Here is a 23,992-nt window from a genome sequence, read left to right on the forward strand (position 1 = left end):
AGAAGATGGGGCAAATCGGCAGTTTTGGAGAGATCATCTTCGAAGTGTCTATTGACAAAGTGAGATCCTTCGACGACTTTTCGCGATCTGCAAGCTCGCGTTGGAACGCCCACGAACGCTTTGGACAAAAGCCACGTTCGGAGTTTTTGGGTCCGAGTCTGGACGTAATCAACTTCGTCATGCGCTTTGATGCCCGTTTTGGGATGGATCCGAAGGCAGAGATGGATCGCCTACTCTCCTGGTGTCGGGAGGGTCGTGCTGAGACACTGATCATCGGAGGTACACCCATCGGGATGGACCAGTGGACGATCACATCGGTTACGCAAAACTGGTTGACGCTCGACGGAACCGGCAAGGTCATCATCGGAGAGGCGGATGTGACCATGGAAGAATACATGAGGAAGTGAGCACGCATGGAATACGAGGTACCGACTACCAGGAAAAGCATTGATTTTGGCGCGACTGGCGTGCAGGAGATACTGCAAAACGTGTGGATGATTCTCTCTTCCACGCAGTATACGTGCCCTCTGGATCGCGCTTTTGCGTGGTCAGCAGAGGATGTAGATAAGCCACTACCAATCGCGCAAGCAAGGATGACAGCCCGCCTGGTTGACGCAATCCGGCAGTACGAGCCAAGGGTGGAGGTAGTAGGGGTCACGTATCAGTCCGACCAACTCGCCGGAAGGCTGAATCCAATTGTAAAGGTGCGGATCCAAGATGGCGCGCTTTAACTTACCGGATATTACGTTTGCAAACAAATCTGTCGAACAGATCGAGACGGAAGTCCTCTCGCGCTACGAGAAAGAAGCAAACGTCAATCTTGCGCCGGCGGACCCGCGTAGAAAACTTCTGCAGGCGATCGTGATCTTACTTGCTCAGCAGCGCAGCCTGATCGATTACAGCGCGAAGATGAACCTGCTTTCCTATGCGGAAGATCCTTTTCTGGACCATCTAGGTGCGCTCACGAATACCTGGCGCCTTCAGGCGCAGCCAGCAAAGGCGACAATGCGATTCCTTTTCTCTATCAATAACATGCAGACCATTCCGCTCGGGACCCGTGTAACCCCCGGGAACGGTCTTTTCTTTGCGGTTGAGCAAGAGGTTACTGTGCAGCCGGGACAAACACAGGTGGATGTCCTGGTAGTGTGCATGGAAGCGGGGACGATGGGGAACGGGTACCTGCCCGGCCAGATCAACCAGCTGGTGGATCCTTTGCCGTGGGTGCAGTCCGTTACAAATATCTCTGCATCTGAGGGCGGCTCCGACATTGAATCCCCCGATTCCTATGCGAATCGCATTCGGCTCGCGCCAGAGTCATTCAGCGTAGCAGGGCCTGACGGGGCCTATGAGTTTTGGGCAAAAACGGCCAGTCCCTTGATCGCGGATGTGTCTGTGCGTAGCCCATCTCCGGGAGTTGTGGAAATTCGACCGCTTTTGAAGGACGGCATCATCCCTGGGCAAGAGATCCTCGACCAAGTATGGGCCACTTGCAGCGATAAAACTGTCCGTCCGTTGACCGACATGGTAAAAGTCCTTGCGCCGGAGGTCGTCAGCTTCGACATATCTGTAACGTACTGGATTGCATCGTCCAGCGCGGGAAGCCTGCAGGAGGCTATCGAAAAAGCAGTGCAATCGTATGTGATGTGGCAAAAGACAAAGCTGGGCCGGGACATCAACCCATCGGAGCTGACGCGTCTGATGGTCAACGCAGGAGCTAAACGAGTGGAGATTGCCTCTCCCACATTTATGAGGCTGGAATCCTATCAAGTGGCAGAAGCAGCGAATGTCACTGTGAACTACGGAGGGCTGGAGGATGATTAAGCTCCAAGACGTTTCGCTGAAAAAAGACATCTTACCCCCGGCCCTTGCGAACGATCCCGATGTATCGGCAATGGCGTCAGCACTCGACCCGGAGCTGCAGCTCATCACGCAGCAAATCCGCGATACACTGATCTTATCGAGGATCGATGAACTGCCAGAAGAGGTGATTGAACATCTACTCTGGCAGTTCCATATTACGCTCAACGAAGGGGCCGCCCTGGCAGATACGCTGCAAGAGAAGCGAGAATTGGTAAAAAACGCACTCGAAATTCACCGGATGAAAGGAACAAAAGCGGCGCTGGAGCGTGTTCTGGAGCTGCTCAACATGCAGGGAACGATCTCAGAGTGGTTTGAGTACGGCGGGGATCCGTACCACTTCCGGATTGACATCCTGGATGTCAGTACACGGGGGATTACAGAAGATTTGATCCGGCAGCTAGATATTTTGATTTTCGCGTACAAAAACACCCGGTCTTGGCTGGAAAGTATCCGTATATTCCTGTCAGGACGGGGTAAAGTCCGCGTAGCAGGAGCAACACTGTCGGGGGAAAAGGTGACAGTTTACCCATGGAGCGAGACGCTCTTGGAAGGCCGTGGGGCGATTAAATTCGGAGCCGTGTACCAAACTGTCGAATCCACAACTGTCTATCCAGGTAAAGGAGGATAATATGGCAGAGAACTTTTACACGATAGTGACGAACATTGGAAAAGCAAAAATAGCTAACGCTACAGCACTTGGAACGAAAGTAAACATAGTCCAGATGGCTGTAGGTGACGGGAACGGAGTTTACTACAATCCTACCGAGAACCAAACCTCACTTCGGCACGAAGTATGGCGCGGTTCGATCAATAGCATCAAGCCCGACGAACAAAATCCATATTGGGTCGTTACCGAGATAGTTATCCCCTCGGATGTCGGCGGATTTACCATCCGAGAGGTGGGCGTATTCGATGACCAAGGTGATCTAATTGCAGTCGGTAAATATCCTGAAACGTACAAACCCGTATTGGCTGACGGCAGTGCAAAAGACCTTTTTGTTCGGATGATTCTGGAGGTAACAAACACTTCTTCGGTTACATTGAAAGTGGATCCGTCCATCGTGCTTGCATCACGCGAGTATGTAAATGATTCGATCGATGCTGCAAAAAAACAGTTGCGCCAGTATGTAAATGATTCGATCGCAAAACAGGTAGAAAGTATTGCTGATAAACTTGCCAACTACAAAAAATTTAAAAGCGGCAAAGATGCGAACGGCATTTTCACCGTTGTCGAGTACCGGAGAGTAGCAGACAATACCCTCTACATGAAGTCCACCTTGTCCAATCCTGATGCCGATGGTAACTACCAGACGGACACCAGAGTGTACTACAAAATGAATGGTGTCGATGTCGATCACACGGTGATCGTTACCCTCACGTACGATCCAGATGGTGATGTAGTGAGCGAGGTGCCAAGCGCATGATAGGAGACATCTTACGTGATCACGGTCTAGGCAAAGGGATCAACGGGACAGATAAGCAGGCACTGATCGACATCGCTAATGCGGCTGATGCAAATCAGAGTGTTGTCAAAACCAATATCGTCAATGCGTTAAATGCTGTCAGCACCGACCAAGTGTTGGGGCTTACGGACGAGTCAACTTGGGCAGACATCCAAGCAAAAATTCCGCTAGTCAAGACGGGAAAAAAGTGGGCGACAGGGTTAGTAGGAACGCTCAATAATAGCGAGATGCGCACAGTAGGTGGTCTATCCTTTAATCCATCCACAATCATTATCACATCTCAGCGGATTACGACATTCGGGGCTAGTACCGCCACATATTCAAAGGAGGATGATCGCTGGATAACGGGTGTGGGTAACATCGGTAATATTCTATTTCCAAGGGTAGTTTTGCCCACAACGGGGACTACTTTCGGTACATCGTTTGATGTAAAGAACTATGAAAGTAGCTACTCTTTTATCAATGTACGATGGATTGCATTCGAGTGAAGGAGGGTTCTCATGGCACAATTACCGAGCACGGCAACGCTAAAGCAAATCATCGCGGCGTTGCAAGAGTTGGAATGTATCAATCAGAAAGCAGACCTTGCATCGGTCGTCGGCAGCCCTGCAGAGATGACCGATGATGTAGCGACCATCATCGGGGCGTTGCAAGCTGCTAAAAACACACTTGCTGCCAACCTCAACGCAAAGGGACAAACGGCTTCTGGCAGTGACAGTGTTCAGTCTCTTGCGGATAAAGTCGGTGAATTTAACGGAAAGCGTTGGGCAACAGGAACACAATCAAATGTCCCGATATCATCAACCTCCACCATTTCCGGCCTTGCCTTTACCCCGACAACTGTTATTGTGCGCTCAGACGCTTACTGTTGGACATTAGTCACACCGATATTTGCCGGTCTTTCAACTAGGGCTGATACCACCAACTCTAGTTTTTTCAGCAGTAATGGCATGCCAGTGTCTGGTGGATCTTTATCGATCATAGCAAACGGCTTTACTGTAAAGCCTGTCTATAACGCAGGTGGATCAAACGGCAATATTGAATGGATCGCGTTTGAATAAAGGAGGAAAGAGCATGAGACAAATCGGAAGAAAAATCTATTTTGATAAATTGACAGGCAATGTATTGGTGGACACAGGGGAACGAGCTGGCTTTGTGATAGAAACCTCACTGGAACTGGACTTTCAGACGTACATTGCGCTATCTGAGCGCAATCCAGACACTGTAGGCTGCTTGCAACTGGAATATGGCCAATTCGCGGACAAGTTTGCTCGGTACCAGTTCCGAGTTGATCCAGATACCAAGACCATCATCTGGGACGTGACGCCGCCTACGGCGCCCTTGGAACAGGTAAAAGTAGCGAAAATTGACTTCTTGAATCAAGAGTGCTTTAACGCGATCTACGCAGGCTTCGCCTCTACGTCCACCGGTCACACGTTCCGGTTTAATGAGGAGGACCAGGCGAACTTCAACCAACAAAGCACGCTGTTCCTCTTAAAACCGGACCTCGCTGAAACGCAATGGAAAACCGAGGATGCCGGCATCGTCACCCTAACCCGCGATCAATTCATCGAGGTCGTTTTCGAGGCTGGCCAGCACAAACAGCAACAGATTGAGAAGTATTGGACGCTCAAAGCACAGGTCGAAGCTGCTGAAACAAAAGAAGAAATCGACGCTATCAACTGGTAGGAGGTCGAGCGCATGGACTTGAAGCGCTTTGACCTTCTTTTTGTTCGGGGGAGCTCTCCGTTGGCTCGACTGATTCAGTGGGTTACACGGTCGCCGTACAGTCATGTGGCGATAGTGCTGGATGAGCTGCATGTAGCGGAAACGGATTGGCGGTTTCCGCTACAACGGAACCACAATAACTACCCGCCGTGGCAGTATGACGTGTACCGATATCGAGGAGAGCTGACAGCAGCGCAGGCCGCTGTAATGACCGAGTTTATCCATGCACACATCGGCACGCCATACGACTTCTTGCAGACCGTCACCAATGGGTTGTATTTACTGACCGGGCTGCCGATCCGTGACGCTCCCAACCGAATGAATTGTAGTGAGACGGTAGACCGTATGTTTTCGTCAGCAGGAATCAGCCTAACGACGTTGGATGTTGGCAAAGTGACGCCTGCTGATCTCGTTAGATCCAGTAATTTGCAAAAAGTATCATGATGCCCCGAACCGATCGGGGCTATTTGCATTGCCCCGGAATGGGGTGGGAAGGAAGATGAGCACATGAAACTTTTACAAAGTCTTGAAAGCGTGGCGACTCCGGGCAACGGATGGGCGGCAGCAGCGGGGGCAACCTTGGCACCAATCCTCCAATACTTCTACGGCAGTGACCGGCAGGACATCATGACTGTTTTATGTATGACGATCTCATTGGACTGGATAACTGGTATCCATGCGGCAAAAAAAGACGATACCTACTCTTCTGAGTACGGTTTGGCCCGGATTCCCCGCACGCTGTTTCTGCTCTCCCTGCCCGCCGTGGCCAACATGCTTGACCGAGTGATAGGGACGCCAGGTTTTCTCTTCTTCGGCGTGACATTCGGCTTGATTTACCACACATGGACGAGCCTGACAGCCAATGCAGCGCGCGCCGGGTGGCCCGTGCCAGAGGCGATCGTTAACCTGGTCAGTTCGGAGATCAAGGCCAAAGCAGAGCGTGCTGCAAGAAAGGGAAAGTAGATCCATGAAAGGGAGGAACAGGCTATGAAAATAGTAATTGATGCCGGGCACGGCCCGTATACAGCGGGCAAGAGGACCCCAGATGATAGCATGCGTGAATTTCACTTCAATAGTGTGGTTGCCCGTTACATCCGAGATGGGTTGATGCAATATGAAGGTGTCGAAGTTCTTTTCACCCACGCCGACGACGGCAGCAGTGACGTACCACTGAAGGAACGTACGGACAAAGCAAACGCCTGGGGAGCGGATGCTTTTGTATCCATCCACGCGAATGCCTTTGGGGCCAACTGGAACGATGCAAACGGTATTGAGACGTTCGTTTATACATCACTGCCGGCGGCAGCCTTGAAGCTGGCCAAAGCGGTTCAAGGTGCCCTGATCCGGTCAACAGGTCGCCGAGATCGCGGCGTGAAAGCGGACAACCTGCATGTACTGCGTGAGACCAAAATGACGGCAATCCTAATCGAATGTGGCTTTATGACCAACCGGGAAGAGGCGACACTGCTCAAGAGCGACGAATACCGCCGCCAGTGCGCAGCAGCCATTGTACAAGGTATTGTGGAGGTGTATGGTTTGAAAAAGTCAGAGTCAAGCAAATCAGGTACGCCCATAGTCGGCCAAGCCCAGGTGACCGTCCAGCAGGCCCAAGAGTGGGCAAGGCAAAAGAAAGCAGCTCAGTCTTTTATCGACCTTGCCCCCGTGTACTGGCGGATTGGTGGCGAGTTGGGCATCCGCCCAGAAGTCGGCTACGCCCAGGCTGCGAAGGAAACCGGCTTAGGGTGGTTCCCCGGTGTCGTATCCCGCGACTTCCACAACTGGTGCGGACTGAAGACGACCAAGGGCGGCAGCAATACCGATCCACTCGCACATGCCCGATTCCTGAATGACGAAGAGGGAGTTAGAGCACATCTCCAGCATCTAGCTCTTTATGCCGGCGTGGAGGTAAAAGGAGTAATAGTCGATCCAAGACACTTCCCATCAGTGCGTGGAACAGCCAAGACGGTAGAGGCCCTTGGCGGAAAGTGGGCACCAGCTGTTGAATACGGGAACGCAATCACCGATCTTCTAGCAGGATTGCTGGCTACCAAAGTACCCACACCCCCTGTTAATGAATCTGTGGAAAAGGTATCCATCGAAATCAACGGCGTCCGTATCTCAGCACAAGGTTATCTCCGAAATGGTGTTTCCGTATTGCCTATCCGGGCCGTATCGGAAGCTCTCGGTGCTACCCTGGAATGGGTGCCAGAGACGAAACAAGTCAGGGTTAATGGGATAGACCTGACGGAAACGATTGAGTCAGGCGTATCCTATGCCCCAGCCCGGGAGTTGGCAGCGGTACTTGGTTTGCAGGTGGCATGGAATCAGGCCGCAAAAACAGTGGAGTTGTCAACTTGCAGCATCCGGTGGTAGCCGAGTGGCTGTGTAAGTAGAAATGCCCTCCTGTAAAGGAGGGCTATTTTAATTTGGAAGGATATGTTGTATTTTGGTAGAAAGGTAACAAAAATGTCGGGTTAAAATAGGAGTGAAACAATGACGAAAGAATTAAATGAGAATTACCAACAAACAGAAGAAACTCCATACGAAGACCAAGATGTAGCTGTTGTTGAAAAAAAAGAAAGTATGCAGGTTGGACCAAGAGAAATGTTACGTTACATGGCCGAAGCGTTCAGCGAATCTTCCGAAAGGGCTGTGAAGGCATTGAACGCGAAGAGCAAATTTGACAATGTAGCAATTTTTGTTGACTACGATAACATTTACTGGACACTGACAAATTATCAACACCATCCGGATCACGAAGATCCGCAAAAAAACTTGTTTTTAAGACTGTGGGAACTTTATGGGCGAGACAACATTCGGGTTTTTAAAGCATATGCCGATTACGAACAGGTAAAAAACGATTTGACCAGGTTACAACACAAACGGATTCAAGTAAGGCATGTGTATGCAAACGGAAAAACTGAAAATAAGCGTAAAAACTCGTCTGACATCGAACTTTGTATTGATGCTATTGAGACAACGTACAAGGATCCGAACATTACTTGTTTTGTATTCGTGACAGCAGATAGTGACATGATTCCAATTATGAGTAGATTGATGTACAAAGGCAAACGTGTTGAGCTCTTCTACATAGACTCTTCTGCACCTAAACATACAGATATCACAAATTTTTGCCATAAAGCATACAACTTGATGGATTTCCTTAATGTAGAAATTAAATCGATTTCATACGAGAAGTACATTGGGTCAGGCATTTTGGCTGTTCAAAGATGGCATGAAAAGCATGTGAATCGCCCAAATGTTTTCTTGGGTAAATTGTTTATGAAGAACAGTTTCATAAGCGACCTACAATTAACTCCACAGCATGCAAGTCGACTGGTTGATTTGTTTATCGGCGAAAAACTCGTTATCGAAAGGCATAGAAATGACAAGTCCGAGTATGTTCTAAATGTTGAAGACCCGAGAGTTCAAGCTGCCTTAGCACTGGAGACACCAGAAGCAGCGGTAACGACGAACAAATTTTCGTGATTGACATTTTGAAAACATTTGTTAAGATAATCATACATCTAATATTATTTCCATCTTTTGTGAGTTCCATTTCCTTATTCCATTTGGTAAGAATTCCATTTTTCAAAAGACCGGCTATTTTATGTCCGGTCTTTTGTCTTTTTTATTAAACTTGATGCATATGCTGATTCAGGATTTTCTTCACGTCTGTTGTCCAAAGAGCGTCTGTTAATATGACAATTACCTGTCACCTCTGCGCAGGCAATCGCTGCATATTTGCGGGCGTGGTTGTGGTCTACCGCACTTTACGCAGTTGGTCATGGCCGAATCATCTCCTTTATGCTTCGGAATTGAAATACACGAAAGGGTAAACCATCTGGCACTGGAATACGATTCTCCGTTAGGATTACGATCCATGGAAAGATTGGCGCACTCTTGTTTTGCCAGTGGGCGCGCACCACATCGCCACGATGATACAAGGTGCGGTAGCGGGCGAATTTGTCGTGCCACACACTCGGCGCAAACTGATTGCGTTGCACTTCGATGAACATCGGTTTACCCCACAAAGCAAAAGCATCTGGCTCCGGCATGCCCTTTCCATACTTTGGCTCAGGTACAAAGATGGCTGGCGGACTCATCTGCGCCATTTGTTGATATACAGTGGCGATTTCAAGGTAGTGCGGAATCTTCTGCGAGTCGCGTTTGATCGGGGAGGGCTTTGTCGCATACACATATGGCGGCTGGCTGGTTATCACTTCAATTTCACCGCGATCACGCAAACGGCGCAGCACGCGGTTGGCCGCATTGACACCATCTTTGTTGCGGCTGAAATGCAGCTTGATGATGTCGTCACGAGAGAGACATCGGAACCGCTCCAGGTCTTTCAGAATAGCTTTATCGCGTTCGCGCACGGGGCAGCACCTCCTGTTGTTCCATGAGTGCGTTCAACAGTTCCCTTAGTTCCGCACTCTGCTCCTCGTTCAGCTCAACAGCCTGCGGCACATCTGGATTAATCGGTGGGGTGAGCGGGGCTTTTTTGTATCTAGCGTATCGCTGCTTAATGTCCTCAATCATCACCCGCGCTTCTTTTGGTGAGAGCCAGGGCGTCTGTACCTCGACCAAGTCTGTTGCCAGCTTCACATAACAGCGACCTTTCACATCGAGCGAGGCCGCGTCCGGCTTGCCAATGAGCATACGGCTGTTCAGGTCGTCGCTCATCCGGTAAGCGATCCGCACGTTCAGGTTATTTTTGAGTTTTCCGTCCATCACTTCACGATCTACGCGCTGCTGCGAGAGGATCAGAAATATGCCAAAGCTTCTACCGAGCTGTCCTATCTCTTCCAAAACTTCATGAGCTGCCGTTTCCCCCTCAAGGCTGGCTACCTCGTCAATGCACACCACAACATACGGTAGCCGTTCTCCAGTCATCTCCTCATATTCGTCCAAATCGATCGCTCCGGTTGCGTGAAATAACTCCTGGCGGTACAACAAGACATCGTACACCACCGCCAGCATGGCGACTACTTCTGATCGTCTCACAGCGATATTCCCCTCCACATGCGGTACATTTCGATAAAGACCAAACTCCGTCATTTTGAGATCTCCCAGGAAAAGCCGGAGCCGATCTGGGCCGTACACCTGCAGCCAGGTGTTGAGAATTACGCGCAGGGCTGTTGACTTGCCCCAGCCTGTGGCGCCAACCAGGGCGACATGCGGCGTTTGCTTGAGGTCAACGGTCACGCTGCCGTTGTATGCCTCCCCGATGTACAGCGAAAAGCTGCCTGCCATTTTAACTGATGCCTTTGCTTTTTCTACGTCGTAAGCAATCTTCGCTGGCAACTTTTTTGGGATCAACAATCGGAAGCGTCCGCCCTTATCGTTTACCAGATGCGCAGTCGGGCCGAACGTGCTCTGAAAGACCCACTCATTTCGCTCGATCATGGATGGGGCCATTTCGATTGGAAGGCGAAGGTTTACTGTTGTACAACTGGAGGTAATCGTCACCCGCTCAATGGTAGGAAATACCCTGTATGGCTTCACGTTACCATCCCCAATGTCGCGCCGCTGCTTCTCTACGTAAATGTCAGCCGCGATAAAAGCCCGCACCAGCCGTTCTTTCACTTTAGCCCGGTCGTTAACCCATCCAGGTACTTTCAGCGCCAAATACGCCAGCGTGCAGGCCGTGGTCAGCCCTTTGGCAAGCACATACAATCCGTCAGCCAGGCGAGCGCTTGGCAGACCTCCGAGCATGGCTCCGCCGAACAGTTCAATGGCAGCATCGCGAAAAGTATCTTGCAAGCTGTCGTCCAATGCCTGCGCTACATTCTTCACTCCCTCCATAACGTTCAAACAATTCCGCCTCCTCTCGCCCCGAGCTTCGCGCCTCGCTTTGCTCATCGCTCCGCTCTTAACAAAGTTGTCGTTTTCTCTTATTTCGCTGGTTCACGCTAGTAATAGTGCGGTAGGGGTATGTCGTTAGGTATGCAAGTCGCTGGTGTGGTAGCTGGTGTGGTAATAATGTATCTTGCAGGGATTGTCCGATATTCGAATTTTTATTCGAAGACAAGTTTAATTTTCGAAATCCTTGTCCAATATATGGGTGAGGTGATAAGCATGTACGGATTAGGAAAGAAGAGATCAAAATTGGGGAAATGGTTGGATCAAAGGGGAATAACACAACAATGGTTAAGCAAGAAATCCGGTGTAAACAACAACACGGTTTCATACATGGCTTCTGATGACAATTACCTACCAACCATGAATACAGCAAGAAAGATTTTAGGCGCTCTACGGGAGATCGACCCGAATGTGAAGCAGGATGATTTCTGGACGATGTAAAGTAAGATCGAGGTGACGATGGTGGGAAAATTTAACCAAACGCCATTGCTGACCATTCAGATTGATGAGGAAAAAGTCATGAAAATCTGCCGCGAGAGGATCAGCGAGTTGGTAAAGGAAGTCGAAGGGGAGTATGTCTTTTGGGATACGCCCGAGTTGAAAAAGCGAACCTGTATGAGCTGGAACACCATCCAAGCGACGTTCTTTTACGACCCGCGATTTGTGAAACGAAAGATAGGCAGTAAGTGGTATTACCCAGCTAGGGAGACAAGAGCGTTTCTGGTGCAATGGCTGCTAGAGCAACCGCTCTAGAACAGTGCATGGAGACGGCTGGGGACGAATTGGGGACGAGCTTCACTCGGAATCGCAAAAATCAACTCGAATGCGAACGGATGCGAACAAGAAAAACCCTTGATTATCAAGGGTTTTTTAGATAGACTCGGAACCGCAAAAGGGAGAGACACACCCGCATACGGGGCATGTGGAGGTGACAGTGAGACTTGAAAGAAAAGATACAGCCAAGTAAACTGTACCTAATTTGAGGGGAGAGGGTGGGAAAGATTGTAGTGAATCTTAATCTTTCCGCCCTCGAACACTTCAATTTTGTGGATGAGCCTTTGTAGGATTTGCTTCAACACTTGTTCATCTTCGATGTCTAGGTTAACGAAGCGTTTTACTTCTTTTCTAAAGGTTTGTAGCTGTTCGTTGAGGTCTTTCTTTGCTTCCAAAGCTAACTGCAATTCAGCTTTCTTGTTCGCTAGGTCTTGCTGTTGTTGAGTGATACGCTCATTCTGTTGCTTGAATTGCTCCGTTGAGATAGCCCCCTCAACGTGAAGGCTTAACAACCTGTCAAAGCGTTTGTCAAGTTGGACTAACTCTCTGTCAACTCGTTTTAGTTCTTTTATGGTAGAGGACTGTAAAGCGTTCGCTTTTTCCTCCGCTATTCCGTAAAGATGCTCTATCTTTACCCTGTCCTGTATCAATGCTCTTAGGTCATTCTTGACGGTCTGCAACAGGGCATGCTCCTCAATGATATGGGAGGAACAGTAGGAGGATGTAAACTTCACATAACCGCCGCACACATACGCCCCATTACGTCTATCTGGCTTGAAGTGCATACCGCTTCCGCAATCGGGGCATTTCACGATATAAGAAAACAGGCTTTCTTTGCCGTTGCTCTTATGCTTCCCTTTCCTTTGCATGAGTTCCTGTACAGCTTTATAGTCATCCTCTGAGATGATAGCAGGGTGGGCGTTCTCAATGACAATATGCTTATCACTTTCAATCTTTCGTCTTTCCTTGTAAAGTTCAGATTTGGCTAGTGTTCTTGTAATCTCTTCCCGATGAAATACAAGCTTGCCTGTATATACCTCATTATTGAGGATACCCTTGATAGAGTTTTGGTGCCATTTTGTCCCTGCATTAGCCGCCCCTGTAGTGGCTCTAGGAGTGGGAATACCCTTGTGTAACAGATAGTTGCTGATTTTGAACATTCCCCATCCTTCGTGTAGGTATAGTTTAAATATGTCCTTTACAATCGGAGCGGCTACCTCATCCATTTCTAACTGTTTTGTGACTGGATTAACCATGTAGCCGTAAGGCGGTAAAGATACTCTACGTTTCCCTTGTTTTGCACTGGATTGTAAGCCTAGTTTAATACGTTCAGAGAGTTTGGCGTTTTCTTCCTCGGCTAAAATAGCCTTTAAATTGAACATAAACCTACTCTTACTTGTTTCCGTATCATAGTTATCTTCGGGCAAGATTAGACGAATAGGTACTCTTTCGAGTTGGTCAGCAATTTCCATACTGTTCCGTGGATTCCGCCCAAGACGTGAAACGGACTTTGCAATAATCACATCAAACTTCTTCTTTTTGGCGTCCTCTACCAGTTGTAAAATCTGAGAACGATTCTTCATTCCTGCACCGCTTATTCCATTGTCAATGTACCGTCCTACGACTGTAAAGCCTTGCTCCCTAGCTATACTTTCAGCTAATGCAATTTGATTTTGTAGACTGTTCTGTTGTTCTTCTCTTCTCGTACTGACACGAGCATAGATAACACACTTCATTATTCTGCCACTCCTTCCGTATCAGAAGGAATGACATTTGCTCTATCTTTATCGTACTGACTGGTGGAAATACTGTCAAATTGGTTATTCAATATGGAGGATAAAATGTCCTCAAGGTTTGCTGTTCCTATGAATGTACGTTCTACTTGCATTGGTTACTTCCCCCTCTCGGACTAACCATCGTTGCAAGGTAGGGAAAAGTTGCGAGGAAAAATATCGACATAATCTGGAATTGGTTCTATGATACCTATAGTTGGGATAAAATGGGGGGGCAGGGTATGAAAGAGCATATGACAATAAAGGCTCTTCAAGCTTATATCAAGCAAAAGGACTTCCGTCCAGAACATAGACAAGCTTATTTCTTTAAGTTAGTTGAAGAGGTTGGGGAACTTTCAGAGGTAATTCGTAAGGATTTACGTATGAATGAAAGTCAGAATATTAAGGGTACTATTGAGGAAGAACTTTACGATGTTCTTTATTACACTATTGCTTTGGCTAATCTTTATGATATTGATTTAGAACAATGTCACTATTTTAAGGATGAACTTAGTCTAAAGAAGTATGGTTCTATTAGTACCCAAGGCTAAATCAATTATCATTCCCCCCCACCCCTTCGGGGTGGGTTACATCTTCTAGTGGTCGCTCCGCTTCGCTTCGCTCGGGGCTGTCGCCCTGATTTTAGATTGTTTATTTAATGTAAACACAGGTGGATTAGGGACACTCTACTCCCCCCACATAGGGGGAGAGTAAAAGGAACAGGTGGATTGAGGGTTCCTTACATGACATCTGACGCTCTCAGGTACGGCTTTACAGCGTGTGTGCGTAAGCACATCTTTATCATGACTCCCTTGCCTTACGGCAACCGTGACGGGCTACATATAGTAGAATCTGAGGATGAAGCACAACTTCAATATAAATACCTGTCCATCTAACGGGGCACACACCTGCTTGTTAACGCAGGGGCATTTTTTTACGTGTTCTTCTGCGACCACGGATATTGCCACATTTGAAGTTTGCTCCATAGTAGTAATCGTTACAAGTAGTAGATAAGTTTCATTGTTTGCCCCCACCAACTAAAAGTGGGGGCTTTTCGCACATTTAGAATACGACCAACACTACTGAGATGTAGGAAAGAGGGAGACAACGTCAAATCCCTTTTCACGTAGAACATCAATCAAATGGGCTTCTTCCACCGCATAAGGGTATTTGCCGAATCCTCGCTCATTGTATGGGATTCTTTGAACCTGTAGCTGACCTGTTTTAACCCATTGATAAACAGAGTCTTCGGTTACGAACCTGCCATGATTGGAAGCGGACAGCTTCCGTGCGATAGTTGCCAAAGTGTAATTAGCCACGCTGTATTCCTCCAATTCGATTATGCCGTTTCCGTGCGTAGTTCATGACCTCATCTGGTTCGAGCCGCCACAAGCTACCTACCTTTAACGCCAAGAGTTCGTTATCGTGAATCTTGCGGTAAAGAGTTCGTGGAGACAGGTTTAGGAAGTAAGCCGCTTCTTCCAGAGTCAGCAGTCTGTCACTCTTAATGACCATGTTCTTCTCACCCCCTCGTATTACATGATAAGGAGGAGATGTCTTGCTTTAACATGAGCATGGTAACTATGTCGTAACTAGACCTACAGGAGCCGCACGAATCTGTAAAAAACGTGAGAAAGCGAAAGTAACTATTTCATGCTTTGGAATGGTGGTAACTGGTTATTTTATGAGTAAAGATGAGAAGGGAGATTCGGGAATTAGGTTATAAAATTGCACCTATTATGCGTGGGACAACCAAATGGGCGAAATTTCTCACGGAGCAGATAACGGTAAACTCGGAAAGAGGGAGTAAAAACGAATCGTCAGGCAGTAGGTGGGGTGTATATAATAAGTAGGTAAGAGGTTCTTGCAATAACTGTTTCATACAAACTTTACAATTACTCACAATTGTTTTTTGATTTGGATAGTATCAATTTCAATTGGCTAGTGAATATGGTGGGGGTATAGAATGTCAAATGTTAAAGCACTTGTCGTGGGTATAAGTAATTATTATATCGGAGCAACTAATCTTCCTTTTTGTATGAATGATGTTGTTGAAATGAAGCAAGCCTTACAATCTGGATTAAAATTAGAAAACGATGACATTTTCATACTAGGGGAACTAGGGGATGTTAAAACAGACGATTTCATAAGTGCCCTATCGGATATTACAAACTCAACGGGAATAAATGACTATTTATTATTCTATTTTTCAGGACATGGCACGAAAATAGATAATCAACACTTCCTTGTTTTTAGTGATGGTATTATAAGCACGCAGGAAATAATAGATTACTTCGAGAGGTCTTCTGTTAAAGGCAAGGTAGTATTTTTGGATTGTTGCTATTCAGGTCATTTTTCTATTAGTGGAACATCCACATTTAGTATTGAGGAAACCGTTGGCGATTTTGCAGGGAGGGGATATGCGGTATTTTCTTCAAGTAACTCAGTCCAAGTGTCATATGGGCATCCTGATAAACCAATTAGTGTGTTCACTAGTTTTTTATGCGATGCACTTAAAGATAAACATATTATCAAGCAAGGTAGAGTTTCTTTATATGATATACAAAAACTTGTTAGACTCTATTTAGAGGTTTGGAATCTAAGGAATCCAGATAGACAACAACACCCTATCTTTAGAGCAAATATGGGCGGAACTGTATATTTTGAGGTGCAAGATTATGTGCCATTCTATACCTCTAGAATATATGGAGAGTATGACAAATACATAATTTACAATGTCGAACCCCTTCACGTTGGTATGACAAAAAGATATGCCGTTAAAGCGATTATGAAAGAACCACTTTCCCTTGAAGAAATAGGGATGGTTTCTTTAGAAATAACTCATAAGGTAAAAACAGCGGAGGTTTATGATAATGCAATTGCTCAAAACCGATTTTCGGGTAAAATAGCCAATATTATTTGGGTTTATTTCGGACGTGATGAAAGTGATATTGTAAAAAATAATTATGTTTGTAATACAACTTGGGTTGATGATAATCAAGATAAAAAATGGTGGTATCGAATAGATAATAAGGACACTTTTATTCTAAATGGAATCCATTTTAAAATCTTCTCGTATTATGATTCGTTAAGGAGTTTCAATCAAGAAAACACAGGTAGTAAGGACGATGCTATATCAAAAACAAAAGATATACTAGCATCTGTGGTAACTCTTGCGGAAAAAACAATCCATTATTTTAACGAACATAAAAATGGGATATTAACAGAGGAAGCCCTTTTACAAGAAATAGAGAGTCTAATTCCTGAAATAAATGAGTATTTTTTCAAAAGTCATAATCTAGAGATCCCACCAGATGAGATTCGTGATTGGAGTCAAGCATGCGTAGTTTTAATTGGGACAATCTATGATTTTACTCTGTTTTATAATAAAAAGTATCTGTCACAGAGAACACCAGAAAACAGAAGAGCGTGTATGGAAATGACAATTAAGCAATATTACTCGGATTTAGAGAAAGTTCGAAAACTAGAAGAGAAACTTTAGGTGTTTTTGGGATGTATCGTTTTGCTTTTGGGCTCTTTACATGCAAAATCATGTAAACTTCCGTGGGAGGACGCACCTTTAGTAATTAGGTTAGTTTCACTAAATATAAGAGAATCAAATTTTGAATACTAGTAAACTTATTGGGAAGGAGCAACATAAGTGACAGTGGGACCATTTGCAACTTCAGCAGTTTTTCAAAAGTGTAATAATATATCTCATAACGCAAGAGAAATATACAAAAAATATATTACAAATGAAGTTATGCGAGAACTTAAGCCAACTCAACATTTGATTCTAAGGATGATCTATAATTCTGAAACTACTTCAAGTAGTATATCTTTTATGACTTCATGGTTACATATAATCCAAGCATTATCTTTATTAAGAGTTCGTCAAGAGCAATGTATTGTTAGTTCCTATCTTTTAAATGAAGAACCTGAAAAAGGATTGTACCCGTTCGTGGCACATGTTTCTGTTTCTAAATACATTAATATGAGGGATGCTTTAAAAGAGGATGAGATAAAAGAAAATTTAGAACAAAGGTATTTAGATGAATTACCCAAACTAAGAGATGAAGCAATCTATTCCAATCAGCAACTCAATCCAGATTTCGATGCCAACTCTGAAAAATTTGAAAGAAAATGGACAAAATTAGATTTACTTTCAATGTGCAAAAGAAGGGATGAACTGGCTAAAATCAGCGGTAAAGGTTTTTTAAAATTAACTCTTCAAGCTAGCTATATTTCTCTTTATAGAAATGCAAGTCATCTTATTCATGCTGACTGTGTGGCTGTTTCGGATATTTTTTTAAGTCTTGTGCCAATTGGTCCTGATGGTCAAAAAATGCTTATGGGAAAACCATCTTGGGCTCCTACTATTATGTTATTTAATACTTTATTTGATATTATTCAGTATGCGGAAACATTAATATGGTTGGGTTTTGACGTATGTGAAGAATACGAGTGTCTATTTAAAGAGTGGAAAAATGTAAGAAATGAAGTACTAGAAGACTAACATTTAAATACAGTTTTCTTTGTGATGAAGTTTAAACATGCCTCTTGTTTTAATAGAATAATAAAAAGTATTGAGCAAATGTCATTCCGTCGTTTAAGACTTGTACCACAGAAAAGGGGTACTTTTTTATGAAGAAGCTACTTGAGATTTTTTTTGATAGTCAATTTATATTTCCATACATGCATTTGGAAGATGTTCGTGAACAACATTCACACTACAGAAATTCAAATATTTATATGGTTATGTTAGCAAGAAAGTATCAAATATCAGATGCACAGTGTATTAATCAACAACTAGTTGTCAACTATAAATGCTTAGAGATAAACGAGAGTTATAGAATATCGAATATTATACTATTGCCTTTCGATGTTCCAAATGGTTCCATTGAGATTAATATTAGTGATTATGGAACTGCAATTGAAATAGGGCTTACTAATTACGGGATCGAATTTATTAAGGAAAATCATGTTGATTTCTTTAACGGGTCGGACATAAATGCCAAAAAGAAGATATCTATATATGATCTAAAAAGTATGTCGAATCAAAACGAGGAAACAAGCGAGGAGTATAAAATTTTGTATATTTGACAATCTCTCGATACTGGTGAGGGTAGAAATATCTTTGATAGATTGAGCAGTCACGAGAAGATTTTAAAGATATATAGAGATTATAATATGAAGTACAGAGATAAAGAGTTGGTAATATTTTTGCTTCATGCAAAGTCTAAGTTACATACAGTTATGACCCCAGATTCAATGACCACCATTTCTTTGGGGAACTCCTACTGGCAAACTACTGATGAATTGGGAGAGAAAATAACAGATGCTACAGTGGTTAATGTGATTGAAGCCATGTTAATTTATCATTTTAAACCCCAATATAATATTAAATTAAAAAATTCTATACCTAATCTTGATTTAAAAACATACTCCGAATTAAAAAATGCTGGTGTACATCAGATAGACGTGGGATTGAATCTTTATTTCGAACGATCAAAAACATGTATAAATTTACTTACTGATATAATTAGCGTGTATTCCAAATTAAGAATTCTACATTGTTATCTTGAAAATCTTTATGATAAAAAAGATGCATCCGAGATTGAAGTGGAGGATATTGACGATGAATTATATCGGCTAATTAATTTGTAATTAAATGGAGGCTGCTTATACTCAAGGATAATATGGACGTTAAATCAGGTACAGGAATGCTCTTATAATTTTTTTTTTACTTTGAGCAAATGTCATTCCTAAGTTTTGCTGTACTCCCTGTCACCTCGTCACATGTGGAGTGTTCAGTGTTACTTAAATGGGCGGGGGATTAATGTCCCCCGCTTGATTTATGCCCCTACGGAAGCGGGGCGGGTGATATTGTAGATAATCTTGATGCTACCATCAGCATATACCTCAATCTTGCTTATCAGCCGTTGGATGATATGCTTTAGTACTTGTTCATTTTCAATGTCTAGCCTCGCTATTTTGTTTACTTGATGTTGGAACTCCAGTAAGTAGCGTTCCGTGTCTTTCTTAGATTCGATTAATCTTTCAAGTTCTGTCTTACGTGCAGTCAATCGGCTTTGTTCAACTTGGATATTCTCATTAGCCGACTTAAACTGTTCGATACCGACCGCTTTTTGTTGGAATAGGGTTAGCAAAGAACGGAACTCACCCTCTAGCTTTGTAAGTTGCTTGTTTACGCCTTGCAACTCTTTAGAATACGAGCTTTGATTTAATTCAAGTTCCCCGCCCGCGATTCTGTATAGTCGCTCCATCTTTACATTGTTCGTTATTAATTCCCGCAAGTCAGATATTACGGTATCCTTTAACTTATTATTTGCGATGATATGTGAGGAACAATACGCTGACGTATGTTTTACGTATCCCCCACATACGTATGCACCGCCTTCTTTCTTCAGGCGGTCTTTACGATACATCATTCCCTTACCGCAATCGGAACAACGAGCCACATGAGCAAATGTGCTTTCTTGACCGTTGCTTTTACGCTTGCCTTTGGCCCTCATTTTCTCTAGCGCGGTAATGTGCTCCTCATGAGAAATGATGGCGGGGTGAGCATCTTTTACGATTATTTGTTTATCAGGAGCGACATTCTTGCGCTTTTTAGATATGAAGTCCATTGTTTCCTCTCGATGCTGAACAAGCGCCCCAGTATAAACTACATTTTCTAGGATTACGCGAATACTGCTTTCAAGCCACATCGCCCCTTTGTTGCTACCGCCCGATACAGTTCTAGGCGTTGGGATTTTCCTTGAATTAAGATAGCTGGCGATTTTATACCATCCCCAACCTTTGTAAAGGTATAGGTCAAATATTTCCCTGACTATAGGGCTGTATTGCTCATCTAGGGCGAGCTTTCCATTATCCCCACGTTTATATCCGAATGCAACGAGTGATGCCTGATACTTGCCTAAACGTGCGCCTGTTTGCCTGCCAATTTTAATACGTTCCGAAAGCTTTCGGCTTTCCTCTTCTGCAAGGACAGCCTTTAGCCTAAACATCAGCTTAGTGTCGCTTGTAGTTGTGTCATAATTGTCTTCGGGAAATATGAGCCGAATATTAAGTCGTTCCAATTCGTCAGCTACAGTCATACTTTCTACCGAATTTCTGCCGAAGCGGGAAACGGACTTAGCTATTACAGCATCAAATTTCTTTTGTTTAGCGTCATGTATTAATTGCTGAATCGCTTCACGCTTTGAAAAAGTCGTTCCACTTACACCATCATCAACATATGGCTATACTAGCTGCCATCCGTTATCCATGACTATGTTAGTTGTGAATGCGATTTGATTATCAAGGCTGTTACGTTGCTCATCTCTCTTTGTGCTTACTCTTGCATATATTGCACATCGCATAGGTTGTTCCTCCTCGGAATGGTTATATCCGACCTATACGAAGTGCTCTCGCCATAATTTAGAGCCTAATTTTTGTTCTCCCTCTAAATTTTCTTCTGACCTGATCGTATAGGTCTGGCAGAAGGGAGGGAAAACAATGAACACTAATCATGAGTTTGTAGGAGTTTTCCCGATTCAAGAATCAATGGAACAACTAATCATTGAACTAGTGCGGGCGGGCTTAATTGAATTTGAAGACAAAAATGCCCTGAACTCTGAATTCCTCACGGATGAATGTCATTAGCTCTTATCCCCGCCTCCATTTGATTTTGTGGGGGCGGGGCTTGTTTCTATTCAGTTGTCAATGAGCAACATGTGCAGATTGTATAGGTATATTGAAGAATAATGCAAGAAAAATAGATGATCGGCATTATTCTAAAATTAATTATTATCCCTCCCCCTATACCTAGGAATTTGTTGAGGAACAGAAGCGGGGGAGCGGGTTAGATTATTCCTCTACGTAAATTACTTCAACTTTTGTTGCAGGTATAAACAATCATCAAATGATTTCGTATAGATTAGGTGAAAGATCAACCCAACATAATATTGTAATAAACGTGGATTTTCGGTAGCACACGATAAATAACCGACCCGATTAAAGGTCGGTGGGAGGCGTTAGAGGCTAAGTAACCATCCCCAGATTAACCGTCATAGAGCTAGAAATGGCTAGGAACCCTGACAGAGTGTTTTTTGCACAATAGAAATGACTAATATTGCAGCGTAAAAATGCTCAACACAAATACAAAAAAGGCACTTGTCAGCATCAATACTTCCTCCTACCGTTAGGTTTGGGACAACTTAGCGAAGGAGAATGGAAAGGATGCTGAAAATGCCTCAACAACACTATATCAGGTTTTTACGTGAAGTAGAAGGATGCTCGGTAAACGAGATTGCAGAACGTGTGGGTGTTCACTGGCGGACTGCCAAAAAATATGCCGATCAAACGGATTGGAATGCCTCGATGAAGAAACGAAAGGGCAGAAGTCCTGTCATGGGTCCGTTTATGGAGATCATCGATACTTGGTTGGAGGAGGACCGTTTGGTCCCCCGTAAGCAGCGACACACAGGTGTGCGCATTTTCCAACGCTTGCGCGACGAACATCAATTTACTGGTGGGCAACGTACAGTATTGGCCTACGTGCAGCGACGAAAGAATGAAATGGAACTGGATCGTGCCAAAACGTACGAACGGCTAGAACATCCACCGGGTGAGGCACAGGTGGACTTTACAACCATTGAGGTATGCCAAGATCATCGATTACTCACATACAAACTGCTCGTCATGTCTTTTCCGTACAGTAATGCCGCCTTCGTTTATCCGACACCGGCGGAGAATCAGGAATGCTTTTTGGAGGCAATGAAGCAGTGCTTTGAACAAATGGGAGGAGTTCCTCAGAGAATCTGGTTTGACAATCTTTCCGCTGCCGTCGTTCATATTGAGAAGCAGGGCGAACGGCAATTAACGGAAGGCTTCCAACGATTTTGCGCTCACTACCGGTTTGAAGCTGTCTTTTGCAACCCATACAGCGGTCATGAGAAGGGGCACGTCGAGAACAAATGTGGGTACTCCAAGCGCAATTGGGCTGTGCCGATTCCCATCTATGAAGATCATGAACAGTTAGCCTCCTACTTCGCCGAGCAAGCAAAACGAGATCGTGATCGTCAGCATTATGCTCTAAATCGTTGCATCGCAGATCTGTGGGAGGATGATCGTCGTAAATTGCTTACCCTACCAGAGCAAGGATTTGAGGCTTTTCGCTTGGGTGCTGCAGTGGTGAATAAGTATGGAGAGATTCGGATGGATGAAATGACGGTTCCGTTGCTGGGGATGTCAACTCCAGGCAGCGAGGTACTGATCCAAACGTTTTGGGATCGTCTCGTCATTCTAAACGGCCAACACCAGTTAATCCGGGAAGTATCCAGACCTTATACGGGACGAAGTATGGATATTCCGTGGTCACTAATATGCAATGGATGGCTAAAAAAACCACGTAGTGTGACACACTCGCAGTTTCTCCGTATGCTACCAGAGATCTTGCAAGAGTATGTAACTGTGAAGGATCTGACAGAGCGAAAAGGTCGTCTTCAGGCATTGGCGCACTGGTGTGACATTTACACAATCGAACAGATTCAGGAAATAATTGCTCTACTAGGTCAAAACACACCGGTTACACGTATCACGGCTGTGTTAGGTGTAAAATACGGAAGTCGCGATCTTCCTGTCACGTGGGAAGAGACGTTGTCCCCTCCGGGAACTCGCGTAGAAAGTTCCCTCCAACGCTATGATCAACTTGTGGGGGTGAATTGAGATGCCGACGGCATTGGGAGATTTGTGCCGACAACTCCGATTGGCGCATGTCGTGGACTACGTATCCGCTCAGCAGAATGAGCAGATTCGTAGCATTGTGGAGCAAATCCTTGTTGCGGAACTGGACGGCCGCCGCCGTGCCAAGTTGGGTAAACTTGTTCAGCAGGCGGGGTTCCCACATATTAAGACTTTCGAGGGGTATGTGTATGACCATATCTCTTTCCCTAATGGTAGTAGTCCAGAGCTGCTTCAGGAATTGGATTGGCTCGAACGCAAAGAAAATCTACTCTTAATGGGTGCCGTAGGCACAGGGAAAACCCATATGGCAACGGCACTTGGTGTGGAGGCTTGCCGCCGGGGCAAGGCGGTGCAGTTCTACCGGGCTTCCGATTTGGTTTCTGTGCTTCAGGAAAAATTTGCGGCGGGTACACTCAGTCGATTTCGCGAGAAATTGAAGAAGACAGATTTACTCATTCTTGATGAAGTCGGCTACGTACCGTTCAGCCAAACCGGGTCTGAGTTATTGTTTAACGTGATTGCGGATTGCTATGAGCAACAGAGTGTGATCGTTACATCCAACCTAGAGTTCGGTCAATGGACATCAGTGTTTGGAGACACAAAGCTCACGTCGGCGCTCGTTGATCGCCTGGTACACCACGCTCATATCCTCTCATTCACAGGTGAGAGTTTCCGCTTCAAGCAAGCAATGGATAGGATTCCTGTTTAGTTTCAAACCGCTGGCAAGTGCTTAGGCAATTTCGGCTGCAAAACTAGGCATTTTCTACTTGCAAAACACAA

The 23,992-nt window shown here is 45.0% G+C and carries 29 protein-coding genes and 1 pseudogene; 22 read left to right on the plus strand and 8 right to left on the minus strand.

Features of this window, described 5'->3' with window-relative positions; translation table 11 throughout:
• The first annotated feature begins 5 nt into the window (after positions 1-5).
• From EDM58_RS22035 to EDM58_RS22095, 12 genes are all read left to right on the plus strand, one after another.
• On the plus strand, positions 6-407 hold the full coding sequence (locus EDM58_RS22035; protein WP_122915247.1) for a phage tail protein: 402 nt from the start codon (positions 6-8) through the stop codon (positions 405-407).
• Between the two features lie 6 nt (positions 408-413).
• Positions 414-731, plus strand: a complete 318-nt coding sequence (locus EDM58_RS22040) for a GPW/gp25 family protein (RefSeq protein ID WP_122915248.1) — start codon at positions 414-416, stop codon at positions 729-731.
• A complete protein-coding gene (locus EDM58_RS22045) occupies positions 718-1,821 on the plus strand; it encodes a baseplate assembly protein (RefSeq protein ID WP_122915249.1) in 1,104 nt (367 codons plus the stop codon). Before EDM58_RS22040 ends, EDM58_RS22045 begins: the two co-directional genes overlap by 14 nt.
• On the plus strand, positions 1,814-2,488 hold the full coding sequence (locus tag EDM58_RS22050) for a phage tail protein I (protein WP_122915250.1): 675 nt from the start codon (positions 1,814-1,816) through the stop codon (positions 2,486-2,488). Before EDM58_RS22045 ends, EDM58_RS22050 begins: the two co-directional genes overlap by 8 nt.
• Position 2,489: 1 nt before the next feature.
• Positions 2,490-3,284 carry a phage tail protein gene (locus EDM58_RS22055; protein WP_122915251.1) on the plus strand — a complete coding sequence of 265 codons (795 nt, stop codon included), beginning with the start codon at positions 2,490-2,492 and terminating at the stop codon, positions 3,282-3,284.
• Positions 3,281-3,811 carry a hypothetical protein gene (locus EDM58_RS22060; protein WP_122915252.1) on the plus strand — a complete coding sequence of 177 codons (531 nt, stop codon included), beginning with the start codon at positions 3,281-3,283 and terminating at the stop codon, positions 3,809-3,811. Before EDM58_RS22055 ends, EDM58_RS22060 begins: the two co-directional genes overlap by 4 nt.
• Positions 3,812-3,823: 12 nt before the next feature.
• Complete coding sequence (locus EDM58_RS22065; protein WP_122915253.1) at positions 3,824-4,384, plus strand: hypothetical protein; 561 nt, start codon at positions 3,824-3,826, stop codon at positions 4,382-4,384.
• A 13-nt stretch (positions 4,385-4,397) separates the two neighbouring features.
• Positions 4,398-5,012 carry a DUF4376 domain-containing protein gene (locus EDM58_RS22070; protein WP_122915254.1) on the plus strand — a complete coding sequence of 205 codons (615 nt, stop codon included), beginning with the start codon at positions 4,398-4,400 and terminating at the stop codon, positions 5,010-5,012.
• 12 nt (positions 5,013-5,024) lie between these two features.
• Entirely contained in the window at positions 5,025-5,495 is a 471-nt protein-coding gene (locus EDM58_RS22075) for a C40 family peptidase (protein ID WP_122915255.1), read from the plus strand.
• Between the two features lie 63 nt (positions 5,496-5,558).
• Positions 5,559-6,014 (plus strand): phage holin family protein, encoded by a 456-nt coding sequence (locus EDM58_RS22080; protein ID WP_122915256.1) that lies wholly within the window; start codon positions 5,559-5,561, stop codon positions 6,012-6,014.
• 24 nt (positions 6,015-6,038) lie between these two features.
• Positions 6,039-7,424 carry an N-acetylmuramoyl-L-alanine amidase gene (locus tag EDM58_RS25890; RefSeq protein WP_183187591.1) on the plus strand — a complete coding sequence of 462 codons (1,386 nt, stop codon included), beginning with the start codon at positions 6,039-6,041 and terminating at the stop codon, positions 7,422-7,424.
• 120 nt (positions 7,425-7,544) lie between these two features.
• Positions 7,545-8,540, plus strand: a complete 996-nt coding sequence (locus EDM58_RS22095) for an NYN domain-containing protein (RefSeq protein ID WP_122915257.1) — start codon at positions 7,545-7,547, stop codon at positions 8,538-8,540.
• Positions 8,541-8,836: 296 nt separating this feature from the next.
• Here EDM58_RS22095 and EDM58_RS22100 read toward each other — a convergent pair whose 3' ends face one another.
• Both EDM58_RS22100 and EDM58_RS22105 read right to left on the minus strand, forming a co-directional pair.
• Positions 8,837-9,430, minus strand: a complete 594-nt coding sequence (locus EDM58_RS22100) for a replication-relaxation family protein (protein WP_122915258.1) — start codon at positions 9,428-9,430, stop codon at positions 8,837-8,839.
• Positions 9,414-10,859, minus strand: a complete 1,446-nt coding sequence (locus tag EDM58_RS22105; RefSeq protein WP_246000964.1) for an FtsK/SpoIIIE domain-containing protein — start codon at positions 10,857-10,859, stop codon at positions 9,414-9,416. Before EDM58_RS22105 ends, EDM58_RS22100 begins: the two co-directional genes overlap by 17 nt.
• Before the next feature lie 141 nt (positions 10,860-11,000).
• Between EDM58_RS22105 and EDM58_RS26295 the strand changes: the two genes are divergently transcribed.
• Positions 11,001-11,357 carry a helix-turn-helix domain-containing protein gene (locus tag EDM58_RS26295; RefSeq protein ID WP_246000959.1) on the plus strand — a complete coding sequence of 119 codons (357 nt, stop codon included), beginning with the start codon at positions 11,001-11,003 and terminating at the stop codon, positions 11,355-11,357.
• 45 nt (positions 11,358-11,402) lie between these two features.
• Complete coding sequence (locus tag EDM58_RS22115) at positions 11,403-11,669, plus strand: group-specific protein (protein ID WP_122915275.1); 267 nt, start codon at positions 11,403-11,405, stop codon at positions 11,667-11,669.
• A gap of 221 nt (positions 11,670-11,890) precedes the next feature.
• Here EDM58_RS22115 and EDM58_RS22120 read toward each other — a convergent pair whose 3' ends face one another.
• Both EDM58_RS22120 and EDM58_RS25895 read right to left on the minus strand, forming a co-directional pair.
• Positions 11,891-13,426: a recombinase family protein gene (locus EDM58_RS22120; protein WP_122915260.1), complete on the minus strand. Its 1,536-nt coding sequence runs from the start codon at positions 13,424-13,426 to the stop codon at positions 11,891-11,893.
• Positions 13,426-13,578, minus strand: a complete 153-nt coding sequence (locus tag EDM58_RS25895; protein ID WP_183187593.1) for a hypothetical protein — start codon at positions 13,576-13,578, stop codon at positions 13,426-13,428. Before EDM58_RS25895 ends, EDM58_RS22120 begins: the two co-directional genes overlap by 1 nt.
• A 126-nt stretch (positions 13,579-13,704) precedes the next feature.
• Between EDM58_RS25895 and EDM58_RS22125 the strand changes: the two genes are divergently transcribed.
• Positions 13,705-14,013 (plus strand): MazG nucleotide pyrophosphohydrolase domain-containing protein, encoded by a 309-nt coding sequence (locus tag EDM58_RS22125; RefSeq protein WP_221175431.1) that lies wholly within the window; start codon positions 13,705-13,707, stop codon positions 14,011-14,013.
• Positions 14,014-14,541: 528 nt separating this feature from the next.
• Here the strand turns inward: EDM58_RS22125 and EDM58_RS22130 are convergent.
• Both EDM58_RS22130 and EDM58_RS26570 read right to left on the minus strand, forming a co-directional pair.
• Positions 14,542-14,781, minus strand: coding sequence for a hypothetical protein (locus EDM58_RS22130; RefSeq protein ID WP_122915261.1), 240 nt, complete (start codon positions 14,779-14,781; stop codon positions 14,542-14,544).
• Positions 14,774-14,977 carry a helix-turn-helix domain-containing protein gene (locus EDM58_RS26570; protein ID WP_122915262.1) on the minus strand — a complete coding sequence of 68 codons (204 nt, stop codon included), beginning with the start codon at positions 14,975-14,977 and terminating at the stop codon, positions 14,774-14,776. Before EDM58_RS26570 ends, EDM58_RS22130 begins: the two co-directional genes overlap by 8 nt.
• A 451-nt stretch (positions 14,978-15,428) precedes the next feature.
• On the opposite strand from EDM58_RS26570, the gene EDM58_RS22140 reads away from it, so the two are divergent.
• From EDM58_RS22140 to EDM58_RS22155, 4 genes are all read left to right on the plus strand, one after another.
• Positions 15,429-16,964 carry a caspase family protein gene (locus EDM58_RS22140; RefSeq protein WP_122915263.1) on the plus strand — a complete coding sequence of 512 codons (1,536 nt, stop codon included), beginning with the start codon at positions 15,429-15,431 and terminating at the stop codon, positions 16,962-16,964.
• A gap of 159 nt (positions 16,965-17,123) precedes the next feature.
• Positions 17,124-17,978, plus strand: a complete 855-nt coding sequence (locus EDM58_RS22145) for a DUF5677 domain-containing protein (protein WP_122915264.1) — start codon at positions 17,124-17,126, stop codon at positions 17,976-17,978.
• Positions 17,979-18,106: 128 nt separating this feature from the next.
• Positions 18,107-18,565, plus strand: coding sequence for a hypothetical protein (locus tag EDM58_RS22150; RefSeq protein WP_122915265.1), 459 nt, complete (start codon positions 18,107-18,109; stop codon positions 18,563-18,565).
• 87 nt (positions 18,566-18,652) lie between these two features.
• Entirely contained in the window at positions 18,653-19,129 is a 477-nt protein-coding gene (locus EDM58_RS22155) for a hypothetical protein (RefSeq protein WP_122915266.1), read from the plus strand.
• Between the two features lie 188 nt (positions 19,130-19,317).
• Here the strand turns inward: EDM58_RS22155 and EDM58_RS26300 are convergent, their stop codons facing one another.
• Complete coding sequence (locus EDM58_RS26300) at positions 19,318-19,998, minus strand: recombinase zinc ribbon domain-containing protein (protein ID WP_281275096.1); 681 nt, start codon at positions 19,996-19,998, stop codon at positions 19,318-19,320.
• 6 nt (positions 19,999-20,004) lie between these two features.
• Positions 20,005-20,847 (minus strand): annotated as a pseudogene (locus EDM58_RS26305) (recombinase family protein); the annotation flags it as partial.
• Between the two features lie 136 nt (positions 20,848-20,983).
• Here EDM58_RS26305 and EDM58_RS25900 point away from each other — a divergent pair.
• The 3 genes from EDM58_RS25900 (at position 20,984) to istB (ending at position 23,921) form a co-directional block, all read left to right on the plus strand.
• Positions 20,984-21,130 (plus strand): hypothetical protein, encoded by a 147-nt coding sequence (locus EDM58_RS25900; protein ID WP_183187594.1) that lies wholly within the window; start codon positions 20,984-20,986, stop codon positions 21,128-21,130.
• 576 nt (positions 21,131-21,706) lie between these two features.
• Positions 21,707-23,194 carry an IS21 family transposase gene (istA, locus tag EDM58_RS22165; protein WP_183187595.1) on the plus strand — a complete coding sequence of 496 codons (1,488 nt, stop codon included), beginning with the start codon at positions 21,707-21,709 and terminating at the stop codon, positions 23,192-23,194.
• 1 nt (position 23,195) lies between these two features.
• The gene (istB, locus tag EDM58_RS22170) at positions 23,196-23,921 is read left to right on the plus strand and encodes an IS21-like element helper ATPase IstB (RefSeq protein ID WP_122915268.1); all 726 of its coding nucleotides are present in this window, start codon (positions 23,196-23,198) and stop codon (positions 23,919-23,921) included.
• Positions 23,922-23,992: the final 71 nt, after the last annotated feature.

The organism is Brevibacillus panacihumi (assembly GCF_003710985.1).
Lineage (GTDB): Bacteria > Bacillota > Bacilli > Brevibacillales > Brevibacillaceae > Brevibacillus > Brevibacillus panacihumi.

What these genes read in the sequence shown, in the direction of transcription:
- EDM58_RS22035 (WP_122915247.1), top strand. Translation starts at nt 6, where the DNA reads ATGGGGCAAATCGGCAGTTTTGGAGAGATCATCTTCGAAGTGTCTATT.
- EDM58_RS26570 (WP_122915262.1), bottom strand. Translation starts at nt 14,977, where the DNA reads ATGGTCATTAAGAGTGACAGACTGCTGACTCTGGAAGAAGCGGCTTAC.
- EDM58_RS22060 (WP_122915252.1), top strand. Translation starts at nt 3,281, where the DNA reads ATGATAGGAGACATCTTACGTGATCACGGTCTAGGCAAAGGGATCAAC.
- EDM58_RS25895 (WP_183187593.1), bottom strand. Translation starts at nt 13,578, where the DNA reads ATGCAAGTAGAACGTACATTCATAGGAACAGCAAACCTTGAGGACATT.
- EDM58_RS22095 (WP_122915257.1), top strand. Translation starts at nt 7,545, where the DNA reads ATGACGAAAGAATTAAATGAGAATTACCAACAAACAGAAGAAACTCCA.
- istA (WP_183187595.1), top strand. Translation starts at nt 21,707, where the DNA reads ATGCTGAAAATGCCTCAACAACACTATATCAGGTTTTTACGTGAAGTA.
- EDM58_RS22040 (WP_122915248.1), top strand. Translation starts at nt 414, where the DNA reads ATGGAATACGAGGTACCGACTACCAGGAAAAGCATTGATTTTGGCGCG.
- EDM58_RS25890 (WP_183187591.1), top strand. Translation starts at nt 6,039, where the DNA reads ATGAAAATAGTAATTGATGCCGGGCACGGCCCGTATACAGCGGGCAAG.
- EDM58_RS22105 (WP_246000964.1), bottom strand. Translation starts at nt 10,859, where the DNA reads ATGGAGGGAGTGAAGAATGTAGCGCAGGCATTGGACGACAGCTTGCAA.
- EDM58_RS22080 (WP_122915256.1), top strand. Translation starts at nt 5,559, where the DNA reads ATGAAACTTTTACAAAGTCTTGAAAGCGTGGCGACTCCGGGCAACGGA.
- EDM58_RS22155 (WP_122915266.1), top strand. Translation starts at nt 18,653, where the DNA reads ATGAAGTACAGAGATAAAGAGTTGGTAATATTTTTGCTTCATGCAAAG.
- EDM58_RS22075 (WP_122915255.1), top strand. Translation starts at nt 5,025, where the DNA reads ATGGACTTGAAGCGCTTTGACCTTCTTTTTGTTCGGGGGAGCTCTCCG.
- EDM58_RS26300 (WP_281275096.1), bottom strand. Translation starts at nt 19,998, where the DNA reads ATGAGGGCCAAAGGCAAGCGTAAAAGCAACGGTCAAGAAAGCACATTT.
- EDM58_RS22070 (WP_122915254.1), top strand. Translation starts at nt 4,398, where the DNA reads ATGAGACAAATCGGAAGAAAAATCTATTTTGATAAATTGACAGGCAAT.
- EDM58_RS22150 (WP_122915265.1), top strand. Translation starts at nt 18,107, where the DNA reads ATGAAGAAGCTACTTGAGATTTTTTTTGATAGTCAATTTATATTTCCA.
- EDM58_RS22055 (WP_122915251.1), top strand. Translation starts at nt 2,490, where the DNA reads ATGGCAGAGAACTTTTACACGATAGTGACGAACATTGGAAAAGCAAAA.
- EDM58_RS22125 (WP_221175431.1), top strand. Translation starts at nt 13,705, where the DNA reads ATGAAAGAGCATATGACAATAAAGGCTCTTCAAGCTTATATCAAGCAA.
- EDM58_RS22065 (WP_122915253.1), top strand. Translation starts at nt 3,824, where the DNA reads ATGGCACAATTACCGAGCACGGCAACGCTAAAGCAAATCATCGCGGCG.
- EDM58_RS22140 (WP_122915263.1), top strand. Translation starts at nt 15,429, where the DNA reads ATGTCAAATGTTAAAGCACTTGTCGTGGGTATAAGTAATTATTATATC.
- EDM58_RS25900 (WP_183187594.1), top strand. Translation starts at nt 20,984, where the DNA reads ATGAACACTAATCATGAGTTTGTAGGAGTTTTCCCGATTCAAGAATCA.
- EDM58_RS22045 (WP_122915249.1), top strand. Translation starts at nt 718, where the DNA reads ATGGCGCGCTTTAACTTACCGGATATTACGTTTGCAAACAAATCTGTC.
- EDM58_RS22050 (WP_122915250.1), top strand. Translation starts at nt 1,814, where the DNA reads ATGATTAAGCTCCAAGACGTTTCGCTGAAAAAAGACATCTTACCCCCG.
- EDM58_RS26295 (WP_246000959.1), top strand. Translation starts at nt 11,001, where the DNA reads ATGCAAGTCGCTGGTGTGGTAGCTGGTGTGGTAATAATGTATCTTGCA.
- istB (WP_122915268.1), top strand. Translation starts at nt 23,196, where the DNA reads ATGCCGACGGCATTGGGAGATTTGTGCCGACAACTCCGATTGGCGCAT.
- EDM58_RS22120 (WP_122915260.1), bottom strand. Translation starts at nt 13,426, where the DNA reads ATGAAGTGTGTTATCTATGCTCGTGTCAGTACGAGAAGAGAAGAACAA.